Here is a 24,803-nt window from a genome sequence, read left to right as displayed (position 1 = left end):
CCTCCCTACGCCTGGGCGCTCAGGTCCCGCCGGCGGAGGGCGGTCAGGCCCGCGACCAGGAGGACCGCCGCCAGCAGGGTCAGGATCGTCGGCGGCGCCCAGGCCAGGGCCTGTGCGCCCGGCAGTCTGGGCAGGTGGGCGAAGGGCGAGAGGTTCAGTACGGCCTGCGGCAGGTGCAGCGCCGGGCCGATCCAGCCGAGGGCCAGCGCCGCCCCCGCCACCGCCCAGGCGGCCACGGCGTACCGGGGGGCGGTCCCGTACAGCAGGACCGCCAGGGCTCCGATCACCCAGACCGCCGGGAGTTGGACGAGCGTGGCGCCGATGGCCGCGCCCGTGTCCTGCCCGTGGCCCGCGCCCAGGCCGAGCCCGCCCAGCAGCAGGATCAGCGCCGAGCCGCCGAAGGCCACGGCCAGGTGCCCGGCGGCCCAGCGCAGCCGGCCCACCGCGTGCGCGAGCAGCGGTTCGGCGCGCTGCCCGGCCTCCTCGCCGCGCAGCCGCAGCACCGCCGAGACGATGTGGAGGGCCGCGACCATGCCGAGCATCCCGGCCATGGCGGCGAGGAACGCGTCGCTGAGACCGCTCTGCCCGCCCATCCGCTCGATGATCTCGCGGGTCCGCGGGTTGTCGCCGACGAGCTGTGCGGCGCCGTCCGTCATCGCGCCGAACACCGCTCCGGCCGCGAGGAACCCCAGGCTCCAGCCGATCAGGCTGCCCCGCTGGAGCCTCCAGGCCAGCGCGCCCGCGCTGCCGAGCCGGCCCCGCGCCGGCCCCGGCCGGGCCGGCAGGAAGCTCATGCCCAGGTCGCGGCGGCCGGCCAGCAGGTACGCGGCCGCCACCTGCACCGCCACGGCCGCGGCGAACAGGCCGAGCACCCACCAGCGTTCGGCCGCGAAGGCCCGTACGTGCTCCAGCCAGCCCAGGGGCGACAGCCAGGTCAGCACGCTCCCGCCGGAGGCGCTCCCCGCGTCGCCGGCGGCACGCAGCACGAAGGCCGCGCCGACCAGCGCGCCCGTGAGCCCCTTGGCGAGCCGCGCGCTCTCGGTGAGCTGCGCTGCGACGGCGGCCAGGGCGGCGAACAGCAGGCCGGTGGCGCCGATGCCGAGCCCGAGGGCCGCCGCACCGCCCGCGCCGCGCCCGGCGAGTCCGGCCGTCACCAGCAGGGCGGTCCCGCCGTTGGCGGCCAGCGCCGTGAGCAGTGCGGCCGTCAGCGGCGCACGCCGTCCCACCGCACCGGCACCGATCAGCTCCTGACGGCCCGTCTCCTCCTCCTCGCGCGTGTGCCGGACCACGACGACCAGGCTCATGACCGCGGCCAGCAGCCCGGCGAAGACCCCGCCCCGCCATGCCGTCAGCGCACCGGTCGAGTCCCCGAACACCGGCCCGTACAGGGCACGGAGCGAGCCGTTGGTGCTCATCGTGGCCAGCAGCCGGGCCCGTTCGACGGCCGTCCCGTAGGTCGATTCCAGTGCGGCGGGCAGGCTGAGCACCATCAGCGCCACGACCGTGATCCAGACCGGCAGCACGACGCGGTCGCGGCGCAGGGCGAGGCGCAGCAGCGTGCCGGTGCCGGCGAGTTGGCCCCTCATCGGGATGCGCCCGTCGTGCCGGGCGTGGCGCCGTCGCCGCCGCGGCCGTGGTCGCCGCGGCCGTCGCCGCCTTCATCCGCGTAGTGCCGCAGGAAGAGCTCCTCCAGGGTGGGCGGCGCCGAGGTCAGCGCGCGCACCCCGGACCCGGCCAGCGAGCGCAGTACGGCGTCCAGCTTGTCCGTGTCGGCCTGGAGCCGCACCTTGCGCCCCTGCACCCGGAGGTCGTGCACCCCAGGCAGCTGCGCGAGGCCGTTCGGCGGGCCGGCGAGCTCGGCGCTGATCGTCGTGCGCGTCAGGTGCCGGAGCTCGGCCAGGGTGCCGGTCTCCACCGTGCGGCCCTTGCGGACGATGCTGACCCGGTCGCAGAGGGCCTCGACCTCGCTGAGGATGTGGGAGCTGAGCAGGACCGTGCGCCCGGCGGCGCGCGCCTCGGCCACGCAGCGCCGGAAGACCTCCTCCATCAGCGGGTCGAGGCCGGAGGTGGGCTCGTCGAGGATGAGCAGCTCGGCGTCGGAGGCGAAGGCGGCCACCAGGGCGACCTTCTGCCGGTTGCCCTTGGAGTAGGTACGCCCCTTCTTGGTCGGGTCGAGGTCGAACCGCTCGATCAGCTCGGCGCGGCGGTCGGGGTCGAGGCCGCCGCGCAGCCGCCCGTAGAGGTCGATGACCTCGCCGCCGGAGAGGTTGCGCCACAGGGTGACGTCGCCGGGGACGTAGGCGACGCGGCGGTGCAGCCGTACGGCGTCGGCCCAGGGGTCGCCGCCGAGCAGCAGCGCGGTCCCGGTGTCGGCGCGGAGCAGGCCGAGCAGGACGCGGATGGTGGTGGACTTGCCGGCCCCGTTGGGACCGAGGAAGCCGTGCACCTCGCCGGTGGCGACACAGAGGTCGAGCCCGTCCAGTGCGCGGGTGCGGCCGAACGCCTTGTGGAGTCCGGCGACGCTGATTGCCTTCGTCATTTTTCTGAACGTACGCGACTTTCACAAATTTGTGAAGCTCGGGAATCACGTAAAGTCTCAGACGTGGCGGAGACATTGGACGTACGGGACGAGGAAGCGGTCTCCCGCTTCGTGGAGCGGTTTGCCGGTCAGCTGACCGATGCGGGCATGCAGCGGATGGCGGCGCGCGTCTTCGCCCGGCTGCTGGCGAGCGACGACGGGGCGATGACCTCGGCCGAGCTCGGCGAGGCGTTGCAGATCAGCCCGGCGGCGGTGTCGGGGGCCGTGTCGTACCTGGCGCAGGTCAACATGGTGAGCCGGGAGCGGGAGCCGGGCTCCCGGCGGGACCGGTACGTCCTCCACGACGAGCTCTGGTACGAGACCTTCACCCGGCGGGACCAGGTTCTCGGCCTGTGGGAGAAGACGCTGCGCGAGGGCGCGGCCGGCCTCGGCGCCCACACCCCGGCGGGAGCGCGGGTCGCGGAGACGGCGGCCTTCTTCGAGTTCATGCAGAGGGAACTGCTGGGCCTGATGGACCGCTGGCGCGCCCACCGCGCCACACTGGACCTCTCCTGAGCCCGGCCGTGGACAGCGCCTGCGCCGCCCGCCCGCTCAGCGCGGCAGCGGGAGGGTGAGGCTCCACGCCGCCCGGCGCAGGGTCCAGGTGCGCCGGCGCACCGGGCCCGCCACCACCGCGTCCGCGCGGTAGCGGAAGTCCGCGCCCGACACCGTCACCGACTCCGCCCGCGCCCTGACGGCCGAGCCGCCCGCGCGGACGACCACCTCCACCAGGGCCTCGCCGGAGCCGCCCGCCGGCCGCGGGACCAGCGAGACGCCCTCCACCAGCCGGTCCACGTCCGCGAGCACCACCCCGTCCGCCTCCACCCGCAGCCGCTGGCCCCCGGCGGGCACCGGCACCAGCGTCCGCACCAGCGAGCGGTACGTGCTCCACACCGACGGCCGCCCCGAAGCCCGCAGCCCCGACCCGGCCGGCGGGATGCGGATGCCGCCGAGCACCACCCCGTCGCTGTCGTCCACCAGCAGGTCGCAGGCCCGGACGCACCCGTCCAGCACCGAGCGGGCCGCCGAGACCGCCGACAGGGGCACACCCAGCGAACCGGCCAGCCCCAGCGACCCCGCCTGCCCCACCGGCACCAGCGACACGGCCCCCTCGCCCAGCCCCCGCTCCCGGTGCAGCAGGCCCACGGCCCGCACCAGCGCCCGGTCGTCTCCCACGATCACCGGCCTGCGATGGCCCCGACGGGCGAGCGCCCGCGCAAACTCCTCAGGCGAATCCGGGAGGCAGATTTTCGCCGCCGCCCCCGCCGACAGGACATCTTTCGCGATCCGCACGGACTCACCGTCAAGACGGCGGGCGACCGGGTCGACGAGCACGAGCAGGCCGCCGACCGGCGCGCCCGCATGGCTCATGGTGGGCTCTGGAGCCGACACCTCGGTCCTTCCTCGGGTAGCATCTTTGTGCAAGAGGCCCTTGCGCTATTGCGCCAGGGCCTTCGTCTATTCCGGGGTACCGGTCCGACGGCTCAGCCTGCGGTGTACATCGTCGTACGCCCCCTGACCTTGGACATGCCCCATCCGGAAGAGGTGTACGCCTGTGCCCGCTCTTGTGCTGCTCGGAGCTCAGTGGGGTGACGAGGGCAAGGGAAAGGCCACCGACCTGCTCGGTGGATCCGTTGACTATGTGGTGCGCTACCAGGGCGGCAACAACGCCGGCCACACGGTCGTCGTCGGCGACCAGAAGTACGCACTGCACCTTCTCCCTTCCGGCATCCTCTCCCCCGGATGCACCCCGGTCATCGGCAACGGCGTCGTCGTCGACCCGGCCGTCCTGCTCTCCGAGCTGCGCGGCCTGAACGAGCGCGGCATCGACACCTCCAAGCTGCTCATCAGCGGCAACGCGCACCTGATCACGCCGTACAACGTCACCCTCGACAAGGTCGGCGAGCGCTTCCTCGGCAAGCGCAAGATCGGTACGACCGGCCGCGGCATCGGTCCGACCTACGCGGACAAGATCAACCGCATCGGCATTCGCGTCCAGGACCTCTACGACGAGTCGATCCTCCAGCAGAAGGTCGAGGCGGCGCTGGAGGGCAAGAACCAGCTCCTCGCGAAGCTCTACAACCGGCGCGCGATCGACGCCGCCGCGATCGTGGAGGAGATGCTCCAGTACGCGGAGCAGATCAAGCCCTACGTCGCCGACACCACCCTGATCCTCAACAACGCGCTGGACGAGGACAAGGTCGTGCTCTTCGAGGGCGGCCAGGGCACCCTCCTGGACGTCGACCACGGCACGTACCCCTTCGTCACCTCCTCGAACCCGACCGCGGGCGGCGCCTGCACCGGTACGGGCGTCGGCCCGACGAAGATCAGCCGCGTCATCGGCATCCTCAAGGCGTACACGACCCGCGTCGGCGCCGGCCCGTTCCCGACCGAGCTGTTCGACCAGGACGGCGAGGACCTGCGCCGCATCGGCGGCGAGCGCGGTGTGACCACCGGCCGCGACCGCCGCTGCGGCTGGTTCGACGCGCCGATCGCGCGCTACGCCACCCGGGTGAACGGCCTGACGGACTTCTTCCTCACCAAGCTGGACGTGCTGACCGGCTGGGAGGAGATCCCGGTCTGCGTCGCGTACGAGATCGACGGCAAGCGCGTCGAGGAGCTCCCGTACTCGCAGACGGACTTCCACCACGCGAAGCCGATCTACGAGAACCTCCCCGGCTGGTCCGAGGACATCACCAAGGCCAAGACCTTCTCGGACCTGCCGAAGAACGCCCAGGCGTACGTGAAGGCCCTGGAGGAGATGTCGGGCGCCCCGATCTCCGCGATCGGCGTCGGCCCCGGCCGCACCGAGACGATCGAGATCAACTCGTTCCTCTAGCAGAACCCCCGGAGGGGCGGTGCGCAGCCTGCGCACCGCCCCTCCGGCGTCATCAGATGCCGAGCAGGGCGTCGATCGCGCCCTTGATGCGCTCCGTCGACACCCCGCGGTTCACCGTGAGGTGCTCGAAGAGGCTCGGCGCGAACGGCGCCAGCAGCAGGTGCGCCATGACCGCCGCGTCCGCCTGGGGACGGGTCTGCCGTACCAGCATCGTGACGTGCGTGTGCATGGTCAGGTACGCCCCGCTGTCGTACCGGGCGCCCGGCGCCGCCGCTTCGGCGGCGGCCATCACCGCGCGGTGCTCGACCAGCCGCTCCGCCTGCGTGTGCAGGAACGCCCGCAGCCGCTCCTCCGGCGGCGCCTCGGGCCCCAGCGGCGGCGGCCCGCTCAGGAAGGCCTGCTGGAAGCGCTTCTCGTCGTCGTCGAGCAGCGCGTACAGCAGCTGGCTGACATCACCGAACCGCCGGTAGACCGTCCCGACGCCCATCCCCGCGGCGTGCGCGACGGCGTTCATGCTGACGGCCTCCGGCCCCTGCTCGGCGACCAGCTGCGCCGCCGCGTCCAGGATCTTGCGCCGGTTGCGCGCGGCGTCCGCCCGCTCGGGCGGGGCCTGCCCCGCGACGGGGAGTTCGATGCGGCTCATGGACCGAGGTTACCGGACCCCCTTGCAAACCGGATTCCTATCCGCTTAATATCCGGATAGCAATCCACTTACCGAAGGAATGCCATGAGCGCCAAGGTCGCAGTCATCTACTACTCGTCCACCGGCAACGTCCACGCCCTCGCGAGCGCGGTCGCCGAGGGCGCCGAGAAGGCCGGGGCGGAGGTCCGCCTGCGTCGGGTGCCCGAGCTCGCGCCCGACGCCGCCATCGACTCCAACCCCGCGTGGCGCGAGCACGTCGAGGCCGCCAAGGAGATCGAGGTGGCCACGCTCGACGACCTCAGCTGGGCCAACGCCTACGCCATCGGCTCCCCGACCCGCTACGGCAACATCGCGGGCCAGCTGAAGCAGTTCCTCGACACCACCGGCGGCCTCTGGCAGCAGGGCGCCCTCGCCGACAAGCCGGCCACCGGCTTCACCAGCGCGCACAACGCCCACGGCGGCAACGAGTCCACGCTGCTCGCCCTCTACAACACCTTCCACCACTGGGGCTCGGTCATCGTCGCCCCCGGCTTCACCAACCCGGCCGTCTTCAGCGCCGGCGGCAACCCCTACGGCACCTCGCACCCCGGCAGCAGCGGCAAGGTGACGGAGGAGACCCTGGCCGCCGCCCGCTACCAGGGCGAGCGCCTCGCCACGTTCGCCGCCCGCCTCGCGGCCACGACCGACCTCGTCTGACCCCGGGCCGCCCGTCCCGCGGCACACCCACGGGACGGGCCCCCGCGGCTCAGCCGAACTGGCCGGGCTGGTAGTCGCCCGCGGGCTGCTGGATCATGACGTTCATCCGGTTGAAGGCGTTGATGAGGGCGATCAGCGACACCAGAGCGGCAAGCTGCTCCTCGTCGTAGTACTTGGCGGCGTTCGCCCACGCCTCATCGCTCACCCCGCCGGCCGCATCCCCGATCCGGGTCCCCTGCTCCGCCAGCTCCAGCGCCGCCCGCTCGGCGTCGGTGAAGACCGTGGCCTCCCGCCACGCCGCCACCAGGTGCAGCCGCACCGAGGTCTCACCGGCCGCGGCGGCGTCCTTGGTGTGCATATCAAGACAGAAGCCACAGCCGTTGATCTGGCTGGCACGGATCTTCACGAGCTCCTGGGTCGCGAGCGGCAGAGTCGAGTCCCCCAGCGCCTTGCCTGCCGAAACGAAGTGCTTCAGCACCTTGCCGGCGGTGGGGCTGCCGAAGACGTTCAAACGGGCATCCATGGTGTGCTCCTCTGGTCGATGGCTACACACACATGACCGACCAGCCCCGCGGAATGTGACAGCCCCCAACGTGACCTGCGTCACTCCGTGACAGGCGGCCGCAGACGCCCGACCAGGGCAGCAAGTGCAACCGGATGCGCGGGCAGCGAGCACCAGCGGCCAGGGAGGAGCGGACAGCAGGCACGGACGGGCTGTCGCCCTGCCCGCCCCCGCCCCTCCCCCGGGGGCCCGGACAGTCTGTGGCGTTCCGGGGCGGTGGCCGGGGTCAAGGGTGGAGCGAAGCGACATCGCGCAGCGACGCGACCGCAGGGAGCGCCCTTGAGGCCGGCCGCCGCGCCGGAATGACACTCGGACTGACCGGGCCCCCGGGGGACGGGAGCCCCTCTCTGATGCCGTGAGCGCGTCTACGGCTCAGCGCCGCGCCGCCCAGCCGGCGAATTCGGCCCAGGCGGTGGGGGCCACCGCGAAGGCGGGCCCGAGGTTCTTGGAGTCCCGCACGTGCACGGCGTGCGCACACGAAGCCACCTCGACGCAGGCGCCCCCCGCGTCGCTGCTGTAGCTGGACTTTCGCCACTCGTACGCCACCTCGACGCAGTTGCCACCGCCGTCATCGCTGTAGCTCGACTTGAACCACTGAAGGGTGTTGGTCATTACGGATCTCCCGCCAACCGCTCAATGAGGTCCAGCGACTCACGCGGACCCAGGGCCTGTGCGCGGATCTTCGCATAGCGCTGGGAGTAGGTGCTTACCTTCGTCGGATCGCTGATAAGCAAACTCTCGTCCTGAGCCTCCATGTAGACGAGGCGCTCATGCTTCGGGGTTTCGACCAGATGCATACCTCCACGCACACCCGCATGCTCGCCGAACAGACCGCAATCGAGCGGCAGCACCTGCACGGTCACGTTGCGGCGCCGGGCCAGCTGAGCCAGGTGGCGACACTGCTCCCTCATAAGGGCCTTACTCCCGATGACCCTGTGGAGTGCGGACTCGTCCACGATGAATTCGATGAGCGCGACGGGGTCCCGATCGAAAAGTACCGTACGTGCGATCCGTGCCTCAACCAGTTCATTGACCCGCCCATCCGAGAGGACGGGGAAACCACCGGCGATCAGTGCACGTGCATAGGCCTCGGTTTGGAAAATCCCGTAGATCACCTGCGGTTCAAATGAGCACAAGGTCAGCGCATTCTGTTCGAGCAGGATGAAATCCTGGAACTGCAGCGGGTACCTGTCCAGCCGCACCAGCTCCCGCGCCACCTCGAAGACTCCCATCCCAGCGCCGATCACAGCCTCCATCTTGGCCAGCATCTCGTCACTGGCCGGCTGGGCGCAGGTCTCGACCGCGCTGACGGCTGCCGCTGAGTACCCCAGCATCGCCCCCAGTTCCTTCTGTGTCAGGTTCTCCCGTTCCCTGAACGCCCTTGCCAGGTGAGACACCAGACGGGTCACCCCACCCGCCGTCTCTTTGTTGGCTGCCTTGGCCATGGAGGAACCACCCCGCTCAACCGGACTCAACCAGACTCAACCAGCGCAGCCTGAGTTACTACCGATTCGGCAGTAGAGCCCACGCTCTGGAAACGCTAGACGCGAGCCGTCACCCTTGAGGCATGAACACAGAAAGTCACACCATCACCGCACCCAACTCCCCCACCCCCACCTGGATTCCAGCCACCGGCATCGGAATGCGCAAGGCAGGAGTGCTATTTGACGCCGTACGCGTAGACGGTGACATGGGACGGAACCTCGCCGACCTCCTCGTCACGCTCACAGCCGGTGACCCCGGGCCGATCATCACCCAGGCCAACGGCCGGCGGCCGGTCTACTTCCTCGTCCCGGTGGGCAGCGCCGCCTACCGCGTCTGGCCCGCCGGGTTCACCCGGCTCAGCTCCGGGCCGCGGCGCACCACCTACATCCCCGTCCCGGCGCGGGACGGCTCCTGGCCCCTGGCCTGGCGGTGCCCGCCGACCTCCCAGGACCGGTTCGTGCACGCACTGCTGCTCTACCGGGCCGCCGGGCTCTACCAGGCCAGCTGCGAGATCTCCTCGGCCACCACCGCGCACGCGTCCGCCGCCGGGTCGATCAGCGGGAAGTGACCGACGCCGTCGAGCAGGGTCAGGCCCACCGTCTCCCCGGCCTTCGCCGCCGCGGCCACGTACGACTCCGCGACCTTCGCCGGGACCACGATGTCCTCCCGCCCGTGCACCACCGCCGTCGCGATGCCGGTCGGCAGCAGGGCCGCCGGGTCCGCGTACGGCACCCGCTGCGCCCAGTGCTGCTGGCCGCCCAGCAGCTGCGCGGACGCGCCGCCGCACACGCCGAGCTCCTCCGCCACCTCGAAGTCCGAGATGGGGGCCAGCGCCACCACGCCGCGCAGCAGCGGCGGGGAAGGCAGCCTCCAGCCGGCCGGGGCGTCCGCGGGGAGGACGTGCCGGGCGGCCGCCCACAGCGCGAGCTGACCTCCCGCCGAGTGGCCGGTGAGGACGGTACGGCGTACGTCGGCCTGCGGCAGGGCTGCCGAGGCGAGCTCCGGGAGGGCGTCCATCGCCGCGGCGACGTCGTCGAAGGTTTCCGGCCACCGCCCGGCCACCGGCCCCTCGGCGCCTGCACCCTCCCCACCCGCACCATCGGCACGCTGTTGAGGTACGGAACTCCCCCGCCGGTACTCGATGTTGGCCACCGCGAAACCACGCCGCGCCAGGAAGTCCACCAGCGGCGTCACGTGCTGCCGGTCGTACGGGGCGCGCCATGCGCCCCCGTGCAGGACCGCGATCAGCGGGGCCGAGCCGGACGCCGGCTCCGTCCGCGGCGCGTAGAAGTCGATCACCTGGTCCGGGTGGTCCCCGTACGCCGCGGTCGCGTCCGGGGCGACCGGCGGGTGGGCGAAGGCCGAGGCGGCCTCGGCGGCGTCCCGTTCGACTGCGGGGTCCGTCATCGGCTCAACCTCTCGGTAACGCGTGGGACTGGTGTTCCGGCAGAGCGGGACCGTATCAGGCTGGAACAGCACGTTCCGTGAGAGGGCCGGGCCGTGGCCGGAAAGAGCGGGGGCGGACGGAGCCACAGCCCCGCCCGCCCCGGTGAGGTGACGTTTCACCCCTCCGTCACCCGAAAACGTGACCCAGCGTCCGGGCCGCCCGCTCCGCGTCGGCGAAACCGACGTACAGCGGCGTGAAGCCGAACCGGAGGACGTCCGGGGCCCGGAAGTCCCCGATCACCCCGCGGGCGATCAGCTCGTCCATCACCTCACGGGCGTTCTCCGTGCGCAGCGAGACCTGGCTGCCGCGCCGCTCGTGCTCGGCCGGCGTGACCGACTCGACCCGGCCGGCCGGCACGTACGCCGCCACGCACTCCAGGAAGAAGTCCGTCAGGGCGAGCGACTTGGCCCGTACGTCCTCCACCGCCACCCCGTCCCAGGCGTCGAGGGCCGCCTCCAGGGCCAGCATGGACAGGATGTCCGGGGTGCCGACCCGGCCGCGGACGGCGCCCTGCGCCGGGGTGTAGTCCGAGGTCATCGCGAAGGGGTCCGCGTGGCCGTTCCACCCGGGGAGGGGGGAGTCGAAGGCGGCCTGGTGGCGTTCGGCGATGTAGAGGTAGGCCGGTGAACCCGGTCCGCCGTTCAGGTACTTGTACGTGCAGCCGACTGCGAGGTCCACGCCGTGCGCGTCCAGCCCCACGGGCAGGGCACCACCGGAGTGGCACAGGTCCCAGACGATCAGGGCGCCGGCCGCGTGGGCCGCCGCCGTCAGGCCGGGGAGGTCGTGGAGGCGGCCGGTGCGGTAGTCGACGTGGTTGAGGAGGACGACGGCGGTGTCCGGGCCGATCGCCTCCGCGGCCTGTGAAGGGTCGACCGGGGTGACGGTCAGGCCGGTCATCCGGGCGGCGGAGGCGGCGATGTAGCCGTCCGTCGGGAAGGTGGACGCGTCGACGAGCAGCTGCGTCCGGCCGGGCCGGGCCAGGCGGGCGGCGCCGACGAGGGCCTTGAAGAGGTTGACGCTGGTCGAGTCGCCGACGACCACCTGGCCGGGGGCCGCGCCGACCAGCGGGGCTATCTTGTCGCCGATCCGCTCGGGGGCGGTCCACCAGGTGCCGGTGCTCCAGGAGCGGATGAGCTCGCCGCCCCACTCGTGGGCGACGACCTCGGCCACGCGCTGGGCGACGCCCTGCGGGAGGGCGCCGAGGGAGTTGCCGTCCAGGTAGACGACCCCGTCGGGGAGGGAAAAGCGATCACGCAGCTTGGCGAGGCCGTCGGCGGCGTCCAGCTCTGCGGCACGCGCCTCCAGCTCTGCGGCACGCGCCTCCAGTTCAGCGGCGCGGGCCTCCAGGCCGGCCGTCCCCGCCATCCCGGCCGTCCCCGCCGTCCCGGCCGTCCCGGCCGTCCCGGTCATCGTCGTCTCAGACATGGCTGCGCGCCGTCCACAGCTCCGGGAAGACGTTCTTCGTCGCGCGCTTCTCCAGCCAGGTCACCCCGGCCGAACCGCCCGTGCCCGTCTTCGCGCCCATCGCCCGGCGCGTGGCGACCAGGTGGTCGTTGCGCCAGCGCCACACGAGCTCCGCGACGTCCGTGAGGACCTCGCCGAGGCGGTGCAGGTCGTGCTCCGCGTCCGGGTCCGCGTACAGCGCGGTCCAGGCGGCCTCCACCTCGGGCGAGGGCTCGTAACGCTGGGAGAGGTCCCGGTCCAGGACCGACGCCGGGATCGGCAGGCCGCGGCGGGCCAGCAGGCGCAGCACCTCGTCGTACAGGCTCGGCTCGTGCAGGGCCTTCTCCAGCTCCGCGTGGACGCGCGGGGCGCCGCGGTGCGGGACCAGCATGGAGGCCGACTTGTCGCCCAGCAGGAACTCCATGCGGCGGTACATCGCCGACTGGAATCCGGAACCCTCTCCGAGGGCGGAGCGGTACGAGTTGAACTGGGCGGGGGTGAGCTGGGCCAGGGGGCGCCAGGAGGCGTTGAGGGCTTCCAGTTCACGGAGGGATCGTTTCAGCGCGTCCATCGCAACCGGGATGCGGTCCTCGCGCAGGGCCTGCGCGGCCGTCTCCCATTCGTGGACGATGACCGTGAACCACAGCTCCATGACCTGGGTCGTCACCAGGAAGACCATCTCGCCCGGGTCGTCCGAGCGCAGGTGCTGGAGGTGGGTGAGGACGTCCGCCTGGACGTAGTCCTCGTACGGGGTCGTGCCGTCGAAGTCGAGGTTCGGGGTGTCCGAACCGGCTCCGGAGGCATCAAGGGTGTTCGACATCGCTGTCTCCTCGACACGTGCTTCCGGGTAGCGGTCCGCTCCTTCCGATGGGTGAGTGGAGCCCCGGTCCCCTGCCCGCATCATAGGACCGCTTCCCGTTCCGCCTCCAATGGGAGGTGACGGGCATCACATGCCTTTTCGGCCACGCGGGCAGCTCCCGGGCAGGCCGGGGCCCGTGCAGGGCCCCGGCCGTACGGGCCGGCTTCCGGTTCAGGCGCTGCTCAGGCACCACGCGGGCGCCGGCGGAATGCGCGCTCAGGCGCCGAGGGCGTCCGCCGCCGTCGCCGAGGAATCGCGCAGGAAGGTCGAGCAGCGCTCGTACTCCTCCTTCTCGCCGATGGCCTCGGCGGCGCGGGACAGCGCGTACAGGGCACGCAGGAAACCGCGGTTGGGCTCGTGCTCCCACGGCACCGGGCCGTGGCCCTTCCAGCCGGCGCGGCGCAGGGCGTCGAGGCCGCGGTGGTAGCCCGTGCGGGCGTACGCGTACGACTCGATCGTGCGGCCGGCTGCGAACGCCTCGTCGGCGAGGGTCGCCCAGGCGAGTGAGGAGGTGGGGTGCGCGGCGGCCACCTCGGCGGCGGGCGTGCCCGCGGCGAGGGCCGCGCGGCCCGGCTCGTCGGGGAGGTGGGTGGGGGCGGGGCCCCCGAGCAGGTTCTCGTGAATGGACATGGATCAAGTCTGGGGCATCCGGGCGACGGCCCGCAGGCGGCCCGGCCCGGTAGCCCGGCCCCTCTCCCCGTCGGGCGGTCCCCCGCCGGGGTGGTGGTCCCACCACCGGTACGGCCGCGGTGGGCGGGGGGTGGTGGTCGCCCCACCACCGGTCGGCCCAGCCGTGTGCCCGGCGCACCTCCCCCGGAAGGGGGCCTCGGGCGGACGGTAGGAGGGCCATCGACGAAGGGGGAGTCGTGAACGCCACCACCATCACCAGCCCGCACCGGAGCGTCCGACCGCGAGGGGACCGTGCTGCCGGTGCCGCGGAGGCCGCCGAGGAGCTGTGCGCGGCGGTGTTCACCTCCCTGCGGCGCAGGGACCAGCGGGAACGCGGGCGGCAGTACGTCCGCGGGCTGCTCGCCGCCCAGGGCCGCAAGTCGATCCGCAACATCGCGCAGCAGACGGGGCCGGGCGGCGCGGCCCTGGAGCAGAGCCTGCACCACTTCATCGCCGCCTCCACCTGGGACTGGCGCCCGATCCGGGCGGCGCTGTCGCAGTACCTGGGGCAGTCCGCCCCGCTCAACGCCTGGGTCGCGCAGCCGATGGCGATCCCCAAGGGCGGGGAGCACTCGGTGGGGGCCGGGCACCGCTTCGACCCGCACCGCGGTCAGATGTTCCGCGGCCAGCAGGCGTTCGGGATGTGGTTCACCTCGGCCGGGGTGGTCACGCCGGTGGGGTGGCGGCTGTTCGGCCTGGGCGAGGAGGAGTCGTACGAGGGCTGCGCGGTCACGGGCGTGCTGGACACGGTGCGGGCGTCGGGGATGCCGACGCGGCCGGTGGTGCTGGACATCCGTGACATCGCGACGCGGGCGACGCTGAACCGCTTCGCGGAGGCCCGGGTGCCGGTGGTCGGGCGGATCAGCCCGGAGACCCGGCTGCTGGTGACGGACCCTCGGCTGCCGGGCTTCGGCGCGGGGACCCTGCCGGCCCGGGACATCCTGCAGAACGTGCGGGGGCTGCGGATGCCGGTGGAATGGGCCGACCCGGAGCTGCCGGGCGGACGGCGCACGTCGCTGGTGGCCGCGGTGCGGGTCATGGTGCCGGACCCGGCTCCGGGGCGCCGGCGCGAGGTGCTGCTGTTCGGCGAGTGGGAGGCGGCTCGGCGGCTGCCGACGCAGCTGTGGGTCACGGACATGGTGCGGACGGAGCCGGGCGCGCTGGTGCGGATGACGAAGACGGCGCACCGGGTGTCCGCGGCGGCGGGGGCGAGCGTGCAGGAGGTGGGCCTGCGGGACTTCTCCGGGCGCTCCCTGCCCGGATGGCACCGGCACGTCACGCTGGCCTCGGTGGCCCATGCGGCGCGCTGCCTGGGAGCCGCCCCCGCCCCGGCTCCTGCGGCCGCACCGGCGGCACCGGCCACACCGCTCGCACCGGCAGCGCCCACGACCGGGCGCCGGGTGGTCCGCCGCCCCGCGACCGCGGCCCGGGCCCGCGCGACGGCGCTGACGCCGGCTCGCTGAGCCCCGCGCCGAGCCAGGGCGCCCGGCCGGCGCACACCCCCGGAAACACGGGTCCGGACACGACGAAGGGCCCGGTACGCCGTCTCGGGACGGGGTACCGGGCCCTTCGCTACTCGGCCTGTGGCAGGCGGCACGGCCTGACCAGGCGGCAGGGCCTGATCAGGCGGCGGGGCCTTACTTCAGCTTCGTGCCCGTGGAGCGCAGGTTCGCGCACGCCTCGGTCACACGCTGGGCCATGCTCGCCTCGGCCAGCTTGCCCCAGGTGCGCGGGTCGTAGGTGGACTTCTTGCCGACCTCGCCGTCGACCTTCAGGACACCGTCGTAGTTGCGGAACATGTGGTCCGCGACCGGGCGGGTGAAGGCGTACTGGGTGTCGGTGTCGAGGTTCATCTTCACGACGCCGTTCTCCAGCGCGGTGGCGATCTCCTGCTCGGTGGAGCCGGAGCCGCCGTGGAAGACGAAGTCGAACGGGGAGGGCTTGCCGAACCGCTCGGCGACGCCCGCCTGGAGGTCCTTCAGCAGCTCCGGGCGCAGGACGACATTGCCCGGCTTGTAGACGCCGTGCACGTTGCCGAAGGAGGCGGCCAGCAGGTAGCGGCCCTTCTCGCCCAGGCCGAGGGCCTCGGCGGTGCGGATCGCGTCATCGACGGTGGTGTAGAGCTCGTCGTTGATCTCGTGGCTGACGCCGTCCTCCTCGCCACCGGTCGGGGTGATCTCGACCTCAAGGATGATCTTCGCGGCGGCGGCCTTCGCGAGCAGCTCCTGGCCGATGGCCAGGTTGTCCGCGAGGGTCTCGGCGGAGCCGTCCCACATGTGCGACTGGAAGAGCGGGTTCTGGCCCTTGGCCACGCGCTCGGCGGAGATGTCGAGCAGCGGGCGGACGTAGCCGTCCAGCTTGTCCTTGGGGCAGTGGTCGGTGTGCAGGGCGACGGTGACGTCGTACTTCGCCGCCACGACGTGCGCGAACTCGGCCAGGGCGACCGCGCCGGTGACCATGTCCTTGCTGTACTGGCCACCCAGGAACTCCGCACCACCGGTGGAGATCTGGATGATGCCGTCGCTCTCGGCCTCCGCGAAGCCGCGCAGTGCAGCGTGCAGGGTCTGGGACGAGGTCACGTTGATCGCCGGGTAGGCGAACTTGCCTGCCTTCGCCCGGTCCAGCATCTCGTTGTAGACCTCGGGGGTTGCGATGGGCATCTGTCCGCTCCTTGGATGTGCGGGGAGTGTGCGATTGCTGGCCCTGACCTGGGGGCGACGTTGCCGTCGCGCCTATCTTTCCAGACTCGACGGGACAGTCGACCCGCACCGGGTGGAGCGTTTCACGTGAAACATTCCCCCCGGCCGGGACGGACCGGAAAAGACCAGGTCAGCACCTACGCAGACAGTTCCGGGACCTCCGGCCCCGGCGTCTCGGCCCGTGGACGCGGACCATCCGAGCGGGCCGTGGACACGGCCCGCGGACGCTGCCCGGCCTAGGCCAGCCCGAGGTCTTCCAGCTGGTAGCCGGTGAGGTACGCAAGACCCGCCTCGGCGATGGCGTCCGAGGCACCGCGGTCCACGATCGTGGCGACGGCGACGACCTCGCCGCCGGCCTCGCGGACGGCCTCGACGGCGGTCAGCGGGGAACCGCCGGTGGTGGAGGTGTCCTCGACCACGAGGCAGCGCTTGCCCTTCACGTCGGTGCCCTCGATACGGCGCTGCATGCCGTGCGCCTTCTGCGCCTTGCGCACGACGAAGGCGTCCAGGCGCTCACCGCGCGCGGCGGAGGCGTGCAGCATCGAGGTCGCGACCGGGTCGGCGCCCAGGGTCAGCCCGCCGACGCAGTCGTAGTCGAGATCGGCGGTGAGGTCGAGCATGACCTGCCCGACGAGCGGGGCGGCCTCGCCGTCCAGGGTGATCCGGCGGAGGTCGATGTAGTAGTCGGCCTCCTTGCCGGAGGAGAGGGTCACCTTGCCGTGCACGACGGCCTTGTCCTTGATCTGCTGCAGAAGCGCATCGCGTACGTCAGTCATGGCTCCGAGCTTAATTGCGCTCTACGAGAGCCGGCGCCAGGTCCAGGTCGTGGAGATCTCCAGCGGGTCCACGGGGGTGACCAGCTGCGGGAGGGTGTTCAGGCCGTTGGGCGGGCCGGACTGCGGCTCGACGCAGACGGCCTCGGGCTGCTCGTCGTAGACGACCACCCATTCGGCCCGGCTGGTGACCTTCAGCTCCAGCGCGCCGGGCCAGGTGAGCGTGACGTCGACGCCGTACGGCATGCCGAAGCAGTCGTCCCAGGGGCCGGGAAGGGGATCGATGCGGCGTCCGGTGGGCAGGTGGTCGCTGCCGCGCTCCTCCTGCCAGGCCGGGTCGAACTCGACGCGTACGTCCTCGCCGGTGCCGATGCCCGCGCCCAGGTTGCGGTGGAACCAGGGGTGCCAGCCCGCCTGGGCGGGGAAGGAGTCGCCGTACGTCTCCACCCCCAGGGTGAGGGTGAGCGAGTCGGTGTCCAGCGAGACGAGCTGGGTGACCCGGCCGGGGTACGGCCAGGGATCGGTGAGGTCGTACGTGAACGCCGCGTCGGTGGCGCCGGCCCGGGCCCGGCGCCAGGGCGCGTCCCGGCCGAAGCCGTGGATGGCGTGCGGCGGCTGGTTGATCGGCAGCTGGTGAACGGTGGCCCCGTCGCGGAACTGCCCGTGGGCGGTGCGGCCGCACCACGGGACCATCGGAAAGCACCCGTAGCGCGGGCCTTGGCGCAGCAGCTCCGTCCCGTCGATGCGCAGACTGCTGATCCGGCAGCCGTTCTCCTGGTCGACGGTCACCTCGGCGCCCCCGGCGCTCAGTTGCGTACTCATGCAGCCGAGCCTAGGCGGTGGTGTGCCGAGGGATCAGCGTCGGCGGCGCAGGGCGCGGCCGACGACGACCGCCGAGGCCAGGGCGAGGGCGGCGGCCGGGGCGATCCAGCGCAGGCTCGCTCCGGCGGTTCCCGCGGAGGGGGCCGGGACCGGGGCGTAGCGGCCGCGCGGGGGTGCGTGGTCGACCTCCTCGGCGCTGCGGCCGATCATGGTGCGGCGGGCGTGGGCGGCCTCGGCGGGGGGCTGGGCGGAGCCGCCGAGCTCATCGAGTTCCCCGAAGTCGCTGAGCTCGCCGAAATCGCTCTCCAGGAAGGGGTCCAGGGAGCGCTCCGCGGCCGGATCCAGGGGCGCAGCCGGATCCAGGGAGGGCGGCGGGACCTCGGTGTCGAAGACCGAGGCCGTGACCTCGCCGGTGTCGTCCTCCGCAGCCCCGTCGGCCTCCGGTGCGGCCGCATGGCCCGCAGCCCGCTCGGCCTCCTCGGCCTCCTCGGCCTGCGCGATCACGTCCGTCACCGGCTCCGCCGCCGTGGCCACCGCCGCCAGCTGCTGCGCGGCCCGGTCCAGCAGCCGCTGGGCGGCCGTCACCGTGGCCTCCGGTGCGAAGGCGGCGGCGCGCCCGTCGGCCGCGGCCTCGGCGGTGAACTCCAGCCGGGTCCCGCCGTCCACCGGCGTCAGGCGCAGCCCGAGCGACAGCTTGACCGTGCCGCTGCCCCGGATCTCCGTGCCCTCACCGGTCACCGCGAAGTGGTCGGGCCCGCGTTCGGTGATGCCCAGCGCCCCGCGGTAGGTGACGGTGTGCCCGCCGACCCGCAGTTTCAGCCGGCCCTCCAGGGCGCCGGACGCGGCGTCGGCGTCCTGCTGGAGGCCGGGGACGCAGCGGGCCACCCGGGCGGGGTCGCGCAGCACGGCGCGGAGGTCGTCTGCCGGTACCGGAACGAACACCTGATGCTCCATGCGGTCGAGCCTACCGACGTGAGCCCCTCCCGTACGCGGTCCGGCACCGACCAATCCCGCGAGCCCGCGGCTCAGGAATACCGGGGGGTCCTCAGGAATACCGGGGGTGCGGGAGCGTGGACGGCAGGACTCCGGCCGGCCGAGCCCGCTGTGCGTCGCGCGCCGCGTCCTGGAGGGACTGCGTGGACACCGAGCGCAGGCCGGGCGTGTTGCGGTCCACCCGCAGCTCGGGGGCACGGTCGCGGCCGGCCAGGACGAAGCCCCAGTCCAGGGGCTGCGCCCCGGTCGCCCCGCGGCTGCGGCGGTCCGGGCCCGCGGCGAAGCCGGAGAGGCGTCCGCCCGCGCTGTACGGGGAGGTCCGCAGGCCGGCGGCGCGCAGGGTGGCCTCGACCGTCCAGTACGTGTGCGGGCGGGTGGCCATCGGCCCGGCGTGCACGGCGATCCGCCCGCCGGGGCTCAGGGCCCGCGCGGCGAGCCCGTAGAACTCCTGGGAGTACAGCTTCGTGCTGGGGGTGATGCCCGGGTCGGGCAGGTCGGAGACGATGACGTCGAACCGGTCCCGGGCGGCCGGCCCCCGCAGCCAGCGGAAGGCATCCTGCGTGACGACGCCGAGCCGCGGGTCCTCGTAGGCCCGTCCGTTGAGCGCGGACAGCACGGGGTCGGTGCGGGCGAGCCGGACCACACCGGGGTCGAGCTCGACGACGGTGACGGAGGCGACGTCCGGATAGCGCAGCACCTCGCGGGCGGCGAGCCCGTCGCCGCCGCCGAGGACCAGCACCCGGCGGTGCGGGCCGGTCATCGCGGGGTGCACCAGGGCCTCGTGGAACCGGTACTCGTCGTACCCGCTGACCCGCAGCCGCCCGTCGAGGAACAGGTCCAGCGAGCGCGGGGAACCGCCGGCGGGGCCGGTCAGGACCAGTTCCTGCACACCGGTCTGCCGGGCGACGCGCACCTCCCCCCCGTAGACGGCGCGCCGGGCCTCCCGCTCGAAGTCGGCGGCGAGGGCGGTCGTGCAGGCGAGGACGGCGAGCACGGTGAGGTTCGAGGCGATGAGCACCCAGCGCCCGCGCCGGCTCAGGTCGCGGCGGAACAGCCACAGCACGAGACCGCCGCCGACGACGGCGTTGACGGTGCCGGTCAGCATGGCGCCGGTGAGCTGGCCGAGCACCGGCAGCAGCAGGAAGGGGAAGGCCAGTCCGCCGACCAGGGCGCCCACGTAGTCGGCGGCGAACAGGTCGGCGACCGCGCCGCCCGCGTCCTGGCGGCGGATCCGCTGGATGAGCACCATCAGCAGCGGGATCTCCGCGCCGATGAGCACGCCGATCACGAAGGAGAAGGCGACGAGCGCCGGCCGGGACTCCCCCAGCCAGGCGAAGCTCGCGTACAGCGCCATCGCCGACAGCCCGCCGACGAGCGCGAGACCCGCCTCGATGGCGGCGAACCCGAAGGCGGGCCGGGTCCGCAGCTGTTTGGCGAGGAGGGATCCGACGCCCATGGCGAAAACCATGACGGACAGCACGACGGACGCCTGCGTGACGGAATCGCCGATGAGGTACGAGCCGAGGGCGAGCAGCTCCAGTTCGTACACCAGACCGCAGGCGGCGCAGACGAACACGGTGGCCAGGACGAGGAGTCGGCCGGTCCGGGGCCGTACGGGCAGGGCGGCCGCCGGACGGGTCGCCGCGCCCCGCGGCTCCGGAGCCGGGAGCACCCGGCGCGGGACGGAACGGTCGATCATGCAGCGAACCGTACGTCACCGCCCACTTGCATCCCGTCACCCACATGGGTGCAACCTCCTTGCAGTTTCAGCCAGTTGGCCCAACCGCCGGGTACGGTCCGCACGGTCCGCGCCGTGGAGAGGCCTTGTCCCGCCGCCGTCTAAAGTACGGCGGGCTCCAGGCTCCCGGCAGGCGCACCCATCCGCACACCGACCCTCGTACGAGTGGCCACCAACTGGCCTTCCTGCGGGTACGCGTGCCAGGTGCGCCAGCGCACCTGGCCCTCGTGGCGCTGGGCGAGCATCGCGGTGAAGGCGTGCGGGCTGCCCGGAAAGGTCCCGGCCAGGCCGTTCGGGTGGTCCGCGACCAGGGCGAGCAGTTCCTGCGCCCGCCCCGCGAAGGAGCCCCGCGACAGCTTCTCGACCCGCGCGGCGAACTCGTACTCCCAGTCACCCATCCGCTTCGCCACGCCAAGCGGCAGCGGCGTGCTGCTGCCGGGCATGCAGGCGACCGTCTCCGAGCAGAGCACCGCCCCTTCCTCCAAGAGCACCTGGTGAGAGGCCCCGAGCAGGCGCAACTCCACCTTGGCGCCGCTCAGTTCGAGGTTCAGTACGGCCAGGGCGGGCAGCCGGTCCCGCCCCAGAGCCCAGGCGAGGTCGGCGGCACGCGTGTCGGTGTAGGAGGTCTGGAGGGTCGTGAGCATGAGTCGGCTCCGCAAACGCGCGAGGGAGATGGGCCGGGGCCCGCCAGCGGTGGTCAACGGGTGGGGGGACACCGGCACGGGTCCACAGGAAGTCCAGGAGGGTCCGAGGACTGGTCTACTCAACCGAGGGAATCATGAAAGGCACGGCACTCACAGCGCTTTTACCCAACTTGATTGGGTTTACATCCCCCCGGGGGCTACTCAGTTCACGTGTTCAACACCGTCCGTCCCGCGCGTCGTCATACGGCCGATCGGGGGAGCCCACGGACGTGAGGGCGCCCGACGGCGGCACGCGCCGCCGGGCGCCCTGACGTACGCGGTGCCAGCTGCCCCGTGTCAGCTGGAACCGCAGCCCCCGCCACCGCAGGAGGACGACGATCCACCGCAGGACGAGGAAGAACCACAGGACGAGGACGAACCGCAGGAGGAGGACGAACCGCCGTCCCCCGCCCACCACGAAGAGCCCGAACCGGAGCCGGAACCGGAGCCCGAACCCCCGCCGGACGCCTTCTTCACCAGGAACACGAAACCTGCGATGACCAGCGCGACGAACAGCACAACGAAGACCACCATCGCCCTCACCCTCCCCTCACGGCCCCGGTTCCCCCGAGGTGCCGAACTGCGGTCGTTCGCGGGCCGCGGTCCCGCGTGAGAGGGGGATGCCCCCAGGCCACCCCGGCCAAAGCACACTTGAGCAAGTCCAGAGGTTCCCCGCAGGATGGCCGCCATGAGCGCACCCGCGGGCGGCAGCCGCCCCTTCCTCAACCGCCGGCTCGCGGCCTTCGGCACGACGATCTTCGCGGAGATGTCGGCCCTGGCCGCCCGCACCGGGTCGATCAACCTCGGCTAGGGCTTCCCCGACACCGACGGCCCTGCGGAGATCGCCGAGGCGGCCTCCCGCGCGGTGCTGTCGGGCCTGGGCAACCAGTACCCGCCCGGCCCCGGCGTCCCGGAGCTGCGCACCGCCATCACCCACCACCAGCAGCGCTTCTACGGCCTGGCCTACGACCCGGACACCGAGGTGCTGGTCACCGCGGGCGCCACCGAGGCCATCGCGGCCTCCCTGCTCGCACTGCTCGAACCGGGTGACGAGGTCATCGCCCTGGAGCCGTACTACGACTCGTACGCGGCCTGCATCGCGATGGCCGGGGCCACCCGGGTCCCGGTCACCCTGCGCCCGCACGCCGGAGCGTTCGCCCTCGACCTCGACGAACTGCGCGCCGCGGTCACCCCGCGCACCCGCCTCATCCTGCTGAACACCCCGCACAATCCGACGGGCACGGTGCTGACGGCGGCCGAGCTCGCCGCCGTGGCCGAACTGGCCGTCTCCCGCGACCTCCTCGTCGTCACGGACGAGGTCTACGAACACCTGGTCTTCGAGGGGGCCCACACTCCGCTGGCCTCGCTGCCCGGCATGCGCGAGCGCACGGTCACCATCTCCAGCGCCGGCAAGACCTTCTCGTTCACCGGCTGGAAGGTCGGCTGGATCACCGCCACCCCCGCGCTCGTCTCCGCGGTCCGCTCGGCGAAGCAGTTCCTGACCTACGTCGCGTCGGGCCCCTTCCAGTACGCGATCGCCCAGGCCCTGCACCTGCCCGACAGCTACTTCGAGGCGTTCCGCGCCGATCTGGCCGCCAAGCGCGACATCCTCGCCGACGGCCTCACCGCGGCCGGCTTCGAGGTCTTCCGCCCGCAGGGCACGTACTTCATCACCACCGACATCTCCCCCCTCGGCGAGAAGGACGGCCTCGCCTTCTGCCGCGCCCTGCCCGAGCGCTGCGGTGTCGTCGCCATCCCGAACCAGGTCTTCTACGACGACCGGGCGGCGGGGGCCACCCAGGTGCGGTGGGCCTTCTGCAAGAGGACGGGAGTGCTCCAGGAGGCCGCCGACCGGCTGCGCCGGCTCTGACACCCCGGTCCTCGGGGACCCTCCGGGCGCCTTCCGGGGGTCCTTCGGGCGGCGGACCCGGTCGGCGGCGTCGGACGGCGCGCCGCGGCACGTCCTCGTAGGGTTTCTCCATCATGGCGACGCCGACCGGGAGCACGCTCTTCACCGAAGGTTCAGGAGCGATTCCCGCCGCAGCACGACGGACGGCCTCACGCGTGCCCGAAGCTCTCTCCACCAACGGCTGAAAGACGGGGTTCATGACGGCGACGGGCAGTGCGTCGGCTTCCGTACGTCCGCGCCAGGTGCGCACGGCCGCCGTGCGGGCCCTGCCGGCCCCCGTGGTCGCGCTCGGGGTGTTCGCCGCCGTACGCGGGGCCGGGGCCCTGCTGCTCGCCCTGGGCTCGTGGTGGGCGGGGCGCAGCCCGGTACGGGTACTCGGGTCCTCCTGGGACTCCGTCTGGTACCTCGCCATCGCCTCGCACGGATACGGCCGCACCCAGATGTGGGCGGACGGCGGCTGGGTGCAGAGCGACTGCGCCTTCTTCCCGCTGTACCCGCTGCTGGTGCGGCTGGCCGGCGCCACCCCGTGGGCGGCGCTGCTGGTCGCCTGGACCGCCGCGGCCGTGGCCGCCGTCGGGGTGTACCGGGTCGGGGAGCTGGTGTACGGCCCCCGGGTCGGGGTGCTGCTGGTGGCGGTGTGGGCCGTGGTGCCGCACGCGGTGGTGCTGAGCCTGGCCTATACCGAGCCGCTGCTGTCGGCGCTGGCCGCCTGGGCGCTGTACGCGCTGCTGCGGGGGCGCTGGCTGTGGGCCGCGGCCCTGGCGGTGCTCGCCGGGCTGACCCGCCCGACGGGGATCGCCGTCGCCGCGGCGGTGTCCGTGACGGCGCTGCACGCGCTGTGGGTCCGCAGGTCCCGCGCGCCCGAGGTGTGGGCGGCCGGGCTGCTCGCCCCCGCGGGCTGGGCCGCGTACGTCCTGGCCGTCGGGGTGCGCACCGGGGATCCCGCCGGGTACTTCACCGTCCAGCGGCGCTGGGGCTCGCGCTTCGACTTCGGGGTCGGCGCGCTGGACTCGGTCGGGCGGGTGCTGAGCGGCGGGCAGGTCCCGCTGGCCACCGTCGTGACGGTGGCGGTGCTGGCCGTGGCGGCCCTCATGGCGGTGCTGCTGGTCCTCGACCGGACGCCGCTGCCGCTGCTCGTCCACACCGCGGTCCTGCTGGTGATCACCTTCGGCGGGGCCGGGTTCTTCGAGTCGAAGCCGCGCTTCCTGCTGCCGGCGTTCCCGCTGCTGCTGCCGGTCGCGGCCGCCATGGCGCGAGCCCGGCCGCGCTCCGCGGTCGTGGTGACCGCGGGGCTGGCCGGGCTCTCGTACGGCTACGGGCTGTATCTGCTGCTCGTGGCCCGCGTACCGCTGTGACGGCGTGCGGCGCGCCGGAGGACGACGGTCAGTCGTCGTCGCCGTTCTGGTCGTCGCCGTCGGCGGAGGATTCGATGTCCTTCTCCAGTCCGAGCTGCTCCACGAGCCACTTGTCGAACTCGATGGAGGCGCGGACCCAGCTGACGGTGGAGGAGACGAAGTGCTCCAGGCTGACGCCGGTGCCGATCAGCATCTGCGCCTCGCCGATCAGGCGGACGGAGCCGTCGTCGTGCGTGTGGCTGTAGACCTTGGGCCACAGCGTGCGGCGGTTCCAGTCGTCGATCGACTCCAGGAGCTGCGCCTTGTCTTCGATGGCGTGCGGGCGGTCGTAGAAGGTCCGCACCGAGAAGACCTGCTGCTCGTCCTCGCCGCGGAACATGAAGTACGTCCGGAACTCCTCCCACGGCGCCGCGAGGTCACCCTCGTCGTCGACGACGTACTTGAGCTCCATCTGGTCAAGCAGCTGCTTGACCAGATCCTGGTCGGGGACGACGGGGCCCGCCGGTCCTGTGGCCTGCGGATCGGGCTGCTGCCCTCCGAAGTTCGGAATCGAGGCCGGGTCGATGCTCACCGTGTACTTCCCTTCGTGCGGATACTGCCATCCTCCACC

At 72.7% G+C, this 24,803-nt stretch carries 25 protein-coding genes and 1 pseudogene; 8 read left to right on the top strand and 18 right to left on the bottom strand.

Annotated features, from left to right (window positions below):
• Nucleotides 1-5 precede the first annotated feature (5 nt).
• Together ABZ128_RS06765 and ABZ128_RS06760 are read right to left on the bottom strand one after the other, a co-directional pair.
• Nucleotides 6-1,586 (bottom strand): ABC transporter permease, encoded by a 1,581-nt coding sequence (locus ABZ128_RS06765; RefSeq protein WP_356846463.1) that lies wholly within the window; start codon nt 1,584-1,586, stop codon nt 6-8.
• Entirely contained in the window at nt 1,583-2,539 is a 957-nt protein-coding gene (locus tag ABZ128_RS06760; RefSeq protein WP_356846461.1) for an ABC transporter ATP-binding protein, read from the bottom strand. Before ABZ128_RS06760 ends, ABZ128_RS06765 begins: the two co-directional genes overlap by 4 nt.
• A 63-nt stretch (nt 2,540-2,602) precedes the next feature.
• On the opposite strand from ABZ128_RS06760, the gene ABZ128_RS06755 reads away from it, so the two are divergent.
• Entirely contained in the window at nt 2,603-3,094 is a 492-nt protein-coding gene (locus ABZ128_RS06755) for a MarR family transcriptional regulator (protein ID WP_356846460.1), read from the top strand.
• A 36-nt stretch (nt 3,095-3,130) separates the two neighbouring features.
• On the opposite strand, the gene ABZ128_RS06750 is transcribed toward ABZ128_RS06755, so the two are convergent.
• Complete coding sequence (locus tag ABZ128_RS06750; RefSeq protein WP_356846692.1) at nt 3,131-3,949, bottom strand: diacylglycerol kinase; 819 nt, start codon at nt 3,947-3,949, stop codon at nt 3,131-3,133.
• 184 nt (nt 3,950-4,133) lie between these two features.
• On the opposite strand from ABZ128_RS06750, the gene ABZ128_RS06745 reads away from it, so the two are divergent.
• The gene (locus ABZ128_RS06745; RefSeq protein WP_356846458.1) at nt 4,134-5,417 is read left to right on the top strand and encodes an adenylosuccinate synthase; all 1,284 of its coding nucleotides are present in this window, start codon (nt 4,134-4,136) and stop codon (nt 5,415-5,417) included.
• Between the two features lie 52 nt (nt 5,418-5,469).
• On the opposite strand, the gene ABZ128_RS06740 is transcribed toward ABZ128_RS06745, so the two are convergent.
• A complete protein-coding gene (locus tag ABZ128_RS06740) occupies nt 5,470-6,060 on the bottom strand; it encodes a helix-turn-helix domain-containing protein (protein ID WP_356846456.1) in 591 nt (196 codons plus the stop codon).
• Nucleotides 6,061-6,144: 84 nt separating this feature from the next.
• Between ABZ128_RS06740 and wrbA the strand changes: the two genes are divergently transcribed.
• Nucleotides 6,145-6,756, top strand: coding sequence for an NAD(P)H:quinone oxidoreductase (wrbA, locus tag ABZ128_RS06735; protein ID WP_356846455.1), 612 nt, complete (start codon nt 6,145-6,147; stop codon nt 6,754-6,756).
• Nucleotides 6,757-6,805: 49 nt separating this feature from the next.
• Here wrbA and ABZ128_RS06730 read toward each other — a convergent pair whose 3' ends face one another.
• The 3 genes from ABZ128_RS06730 to ABZ128_RS06720 all read right to left on the bottom strand — a co-directional run bounded on the left by ABZ128_RS06730 (nt 6,806) and on the right by ABZ128_RS06720 (nt 8,763).
• The gene (locus ABZ128_RS06730) at nt 6,806-7,279 is read right to left on the bottom strand and encodes a carboxymuconolactone decarboxylase family protein (protein WP_356846453.1); all 474 of its coding nucleotides are present in this window, start codon (nt 7,277-7,279) and stop codon (nt 6,806-6,808) included.
• A gap of 411 nt (nt 7,280-7,690) precedes the next feature.
• A complete protein-coding gene (locus ABZ128_RS06725) occupies nt 7,691-7,930 on the bottom strand; it encodes a DUF397 domain-containing protein (RefSeq protein WP_356846452.1) in 240 nt (79 codons plus the stop codon).
• The gene (locus ABZ128_RS06720) at nt 7,930-8,763 is read right to left on the bottom strand and encodes a helix-turn-helix transcriptional regulator (RefSeq protein WP_356846450.1); all 834 of its coding nucleotides are present in this window, start codon (nt 8,761-8,763) and stop codon (nt 7,930-7,932) included. The genes ABZ128_RS06725 and ABZ128_RS06720 overlap by 1 nt, the downstream gene beginning before the upstream one ends.
• Before the next feature lie 122 nt (nt 8,764-8,885).
• On the opposite strand from ABZ128_RS06720, the gene ABZ128_RS06715 reads away from it, so the two are divergent.
• Nucleotides 8,886-9,371, top strand: coding sequence for a hypothetical protein (locus ABZ128_RS06715; protein ID WP_356846448.1), 486 nt, complete (start codon nt 8,886-8,888; stop codon nt 9,369-9,371).
• Here ABZ128_RS06715 and ABZ128_RS06710 read toward each other — a convergent pair.
• From ABZ128_RS06710 to ABZ128_RS06695, 4 genes are all read right to left on the bottom strand, one after another.
• Complete coding sequence (locus ABZ128_RS06710) at nt 9,296-10,210, bottom strand: alpha/beta hydrolase (RefSeq protein ID WP_356846446.1); 915 nt, start codon at nt 10,208-10,210, stop codon at nt 9,296-9,298. The two genes, ABZ128_RS06715 and ABZ128_RS06710, sit on opposite strands and share 76 nt — an antisense overlap.
• 166 nt (nt 10,211-10,376) lie before the next feature.
• Nucleotides 10,377-11,615: a kynureninase gene (gene kynU / locus ABZ128_RS06705; protein ID WP_356846691.1), complete on the bottom strand. Its 1,239-nt coding sequence runs from the start codon at nt 11,613-11,615 to the stop codon at nt 10,377-10,379.
• A 52-nt stretch (nt 11,616-11,667) separates the two neighbouring features.
• Nucleotides 11,668-12,513 carry a tryptophan 2,3-dioxygenase gene (locus ABZ128_RS06700; protein WP_356846445.1) on the bottom strand — a complete coding sequence of 282 codons (846 nt, stop codon included), beginning with the start codon at nt 12,511-12,513 and terminating at the stop codon, nt 11,668-11,670.
• A gap of 255 nt (nt 12,514-12,768) precedes the next feature.
• On the bottom strand, nt 12,769-13,182 hold the full coding sequence (locus ABZ128_RS06695) for a DUF3151 domain-containing protein (protein ID WP_356846443.1): 414 nt from the start codon (nt 13,180-13,182) through the stop codon (nt 12,769-12,771).
• A 236-nt stretch (nt 13,183-13,418) separates the two neighbouring features.
• On the opposite strand from ABZ128_RS06695, the gene ABZ128_RS06690 reads away from it, so the two are divergent.
• Entirely contained in the window at nt 13,419-14,684 is a 1,266-nt protein-coding gene (locus ABZ128_RS06690; protein ID WP_356846442.1) for a transposase, read from the top strand.
• Between the two features lie 174 nt (nt 14,685-14,858).
• On the opposite strand, the gene fbaA is transcribed toward ABZ128_RS06690, so the two are convergent.
• The 6 genes from fbaA to ABZ128_RS06660 all read right to left on the bottom strand — a co-directional run bounded on the left by fbaA (nt 14,859) and on the right by ABZ128_RS06660 (nt 20,890).
• Nucleotides 14,859-15,881, bottom strand: a complete 1,023-nt coding sequence (gene fbaA / locus ABZ128_RS06685; protein WP_356846440.1) for a class II fructose-bisphosphate aldolase — start codon at nt 15,879-15,881, stop codon at nt 14,859-14,861.
• 275 nt (nt 15,882-16,156) lie between these two features.
• Nucleotides 16,157-16,696, bottom strand: a complete 540-nt coding sequence (gene pyrE / locus ABZ128_RS06680; protein ID WP_356846439.1) for an orotate phosphoribosyltransferase — start codon at nt 16,694-16,696, stop codon at nt 16,157-16,159.
• 21 nt (nt 16,697-16,717) lie between these two features.
• Nucleotides 16,718-17,515, bottom strand: coding sequence for an aldose 1-epimerase (locus ABZ128_RS06675; protein WP_356846438.1), 798 nt, complete (start codon nt 17,513-17,515; stop codon nt 16,718-16,720).
• 33 nt (nt 17,516-17,548) lie between these two features.
• A complete protein-coding gene (locus tag ABZ128_RS06670) occupies nt 17,549-18,469 on the bottom strand; it encodes an SRPBCC domain-containing protein (protein WP_356846437.1) in 921 nt (306 codons plus the stop codon).
• A 91-nt stretch (nt 18,470-18,560) separates the two neighbouring features.
• Nucleotides 18,561-20,207 carry a polyamine aminopropyltransferase gene (locus ABZ128_RS06665; RefSeq protein WP_356846436.1) on the bottom strand — a complete coding sequence of 549 codons (1,647 nt, stop codon included), beginning with the start codon at nt 20,205-20,207 and terminating at the stop codon, nt 18,561-18,563.
• A gap of 140 nt (nt 20,208-20,347) precedes the next feature.
• Nucleotides 20,348-20,890 (bottom strand): DUF2617 family protein, encoded by a 543-nt coding sequence (locus ABZ128_RS06660; protein WP_356846435.1) that lies wholly within the window; start codon nt 20,888-20,890, stop codon nt 20,348-20,350.
• A 319-nt stretch (nt 20,891-21,209) separates the two neighbouring features.
• Here ABZ128_RS06660 and ABZ128_RS06655 point away from each other — a divergent pair, with 319 nt between their 5' ends.
• The 3 genes and pseudogenes from ABZ128_RS06655 to ABZ128_RS06645 all read left to right on the top strand — a co-directional run bounded on the left by ABZ128_RS06655 (nt 21,210) and on the right by ABZ128_RS06645 (nt 24,193).
• On the top strand, nt 21,210-21,542 hold the full coding sequence (locus ABZ128_RS06655) for a hypothetical protein (RefSeq protein WP_356846433.1): 333 nt from the start codon (nt 21,210-21,212) through the stop codon (nt 21,540-21,542).
• A gap of 66 nt (nt 21,543-21,608) precedes the next feature.
• Nucleotides 21,609-22,799: pseudogene (locus tag ABZ128_RS06650) on the top strand (pyridoxal phosphate-dependent aminotransferase).
• Nucleotides 22,800-23,035: 236 nt separating this feature from the next.
• Complete coding sequence (locus ABZ128_RS06645) at nt 23,036-24,193, top strand: glycosyltransferase family 39 protein (RefSeq protein WP_356846431.1); 1,158 nt, start codon at nt 23,036-23,038, stop codon at nt 24,191-24,193.
• A gap of 28 nt (nt 24,194-24,221) precedes the next feature.
• On the opposite strand, the gene ABZ128_RS06640 is transcribed toward ABZ128_RS06645, so the two are convergent.
• Complete coding sequence (locus tag ABZ128_RS06640; RefSeq protein WP_356846430.1) at nt 24,222-24,764, bottom strand: YbjN domain-containing protein; 543 nt, start codon at nt 24,762-24,764, stop codon at nt 24,222-24,224.
• Nucleotides 24,765-24,803 lie beyond the last annotated feature (39 nt).

This window comes from Streptomyces sp. NPDC006326 (genome assembly GCF_040612915.1).
Classification (GTDB): Bacteria; Actinomycetota; Actinomycetes; order Streptomycetales; family Streptomycetaceae; genus Streptomyces.
This window is presented reverse-complemented; position numbering and strand designations above follow the sequence as displayed.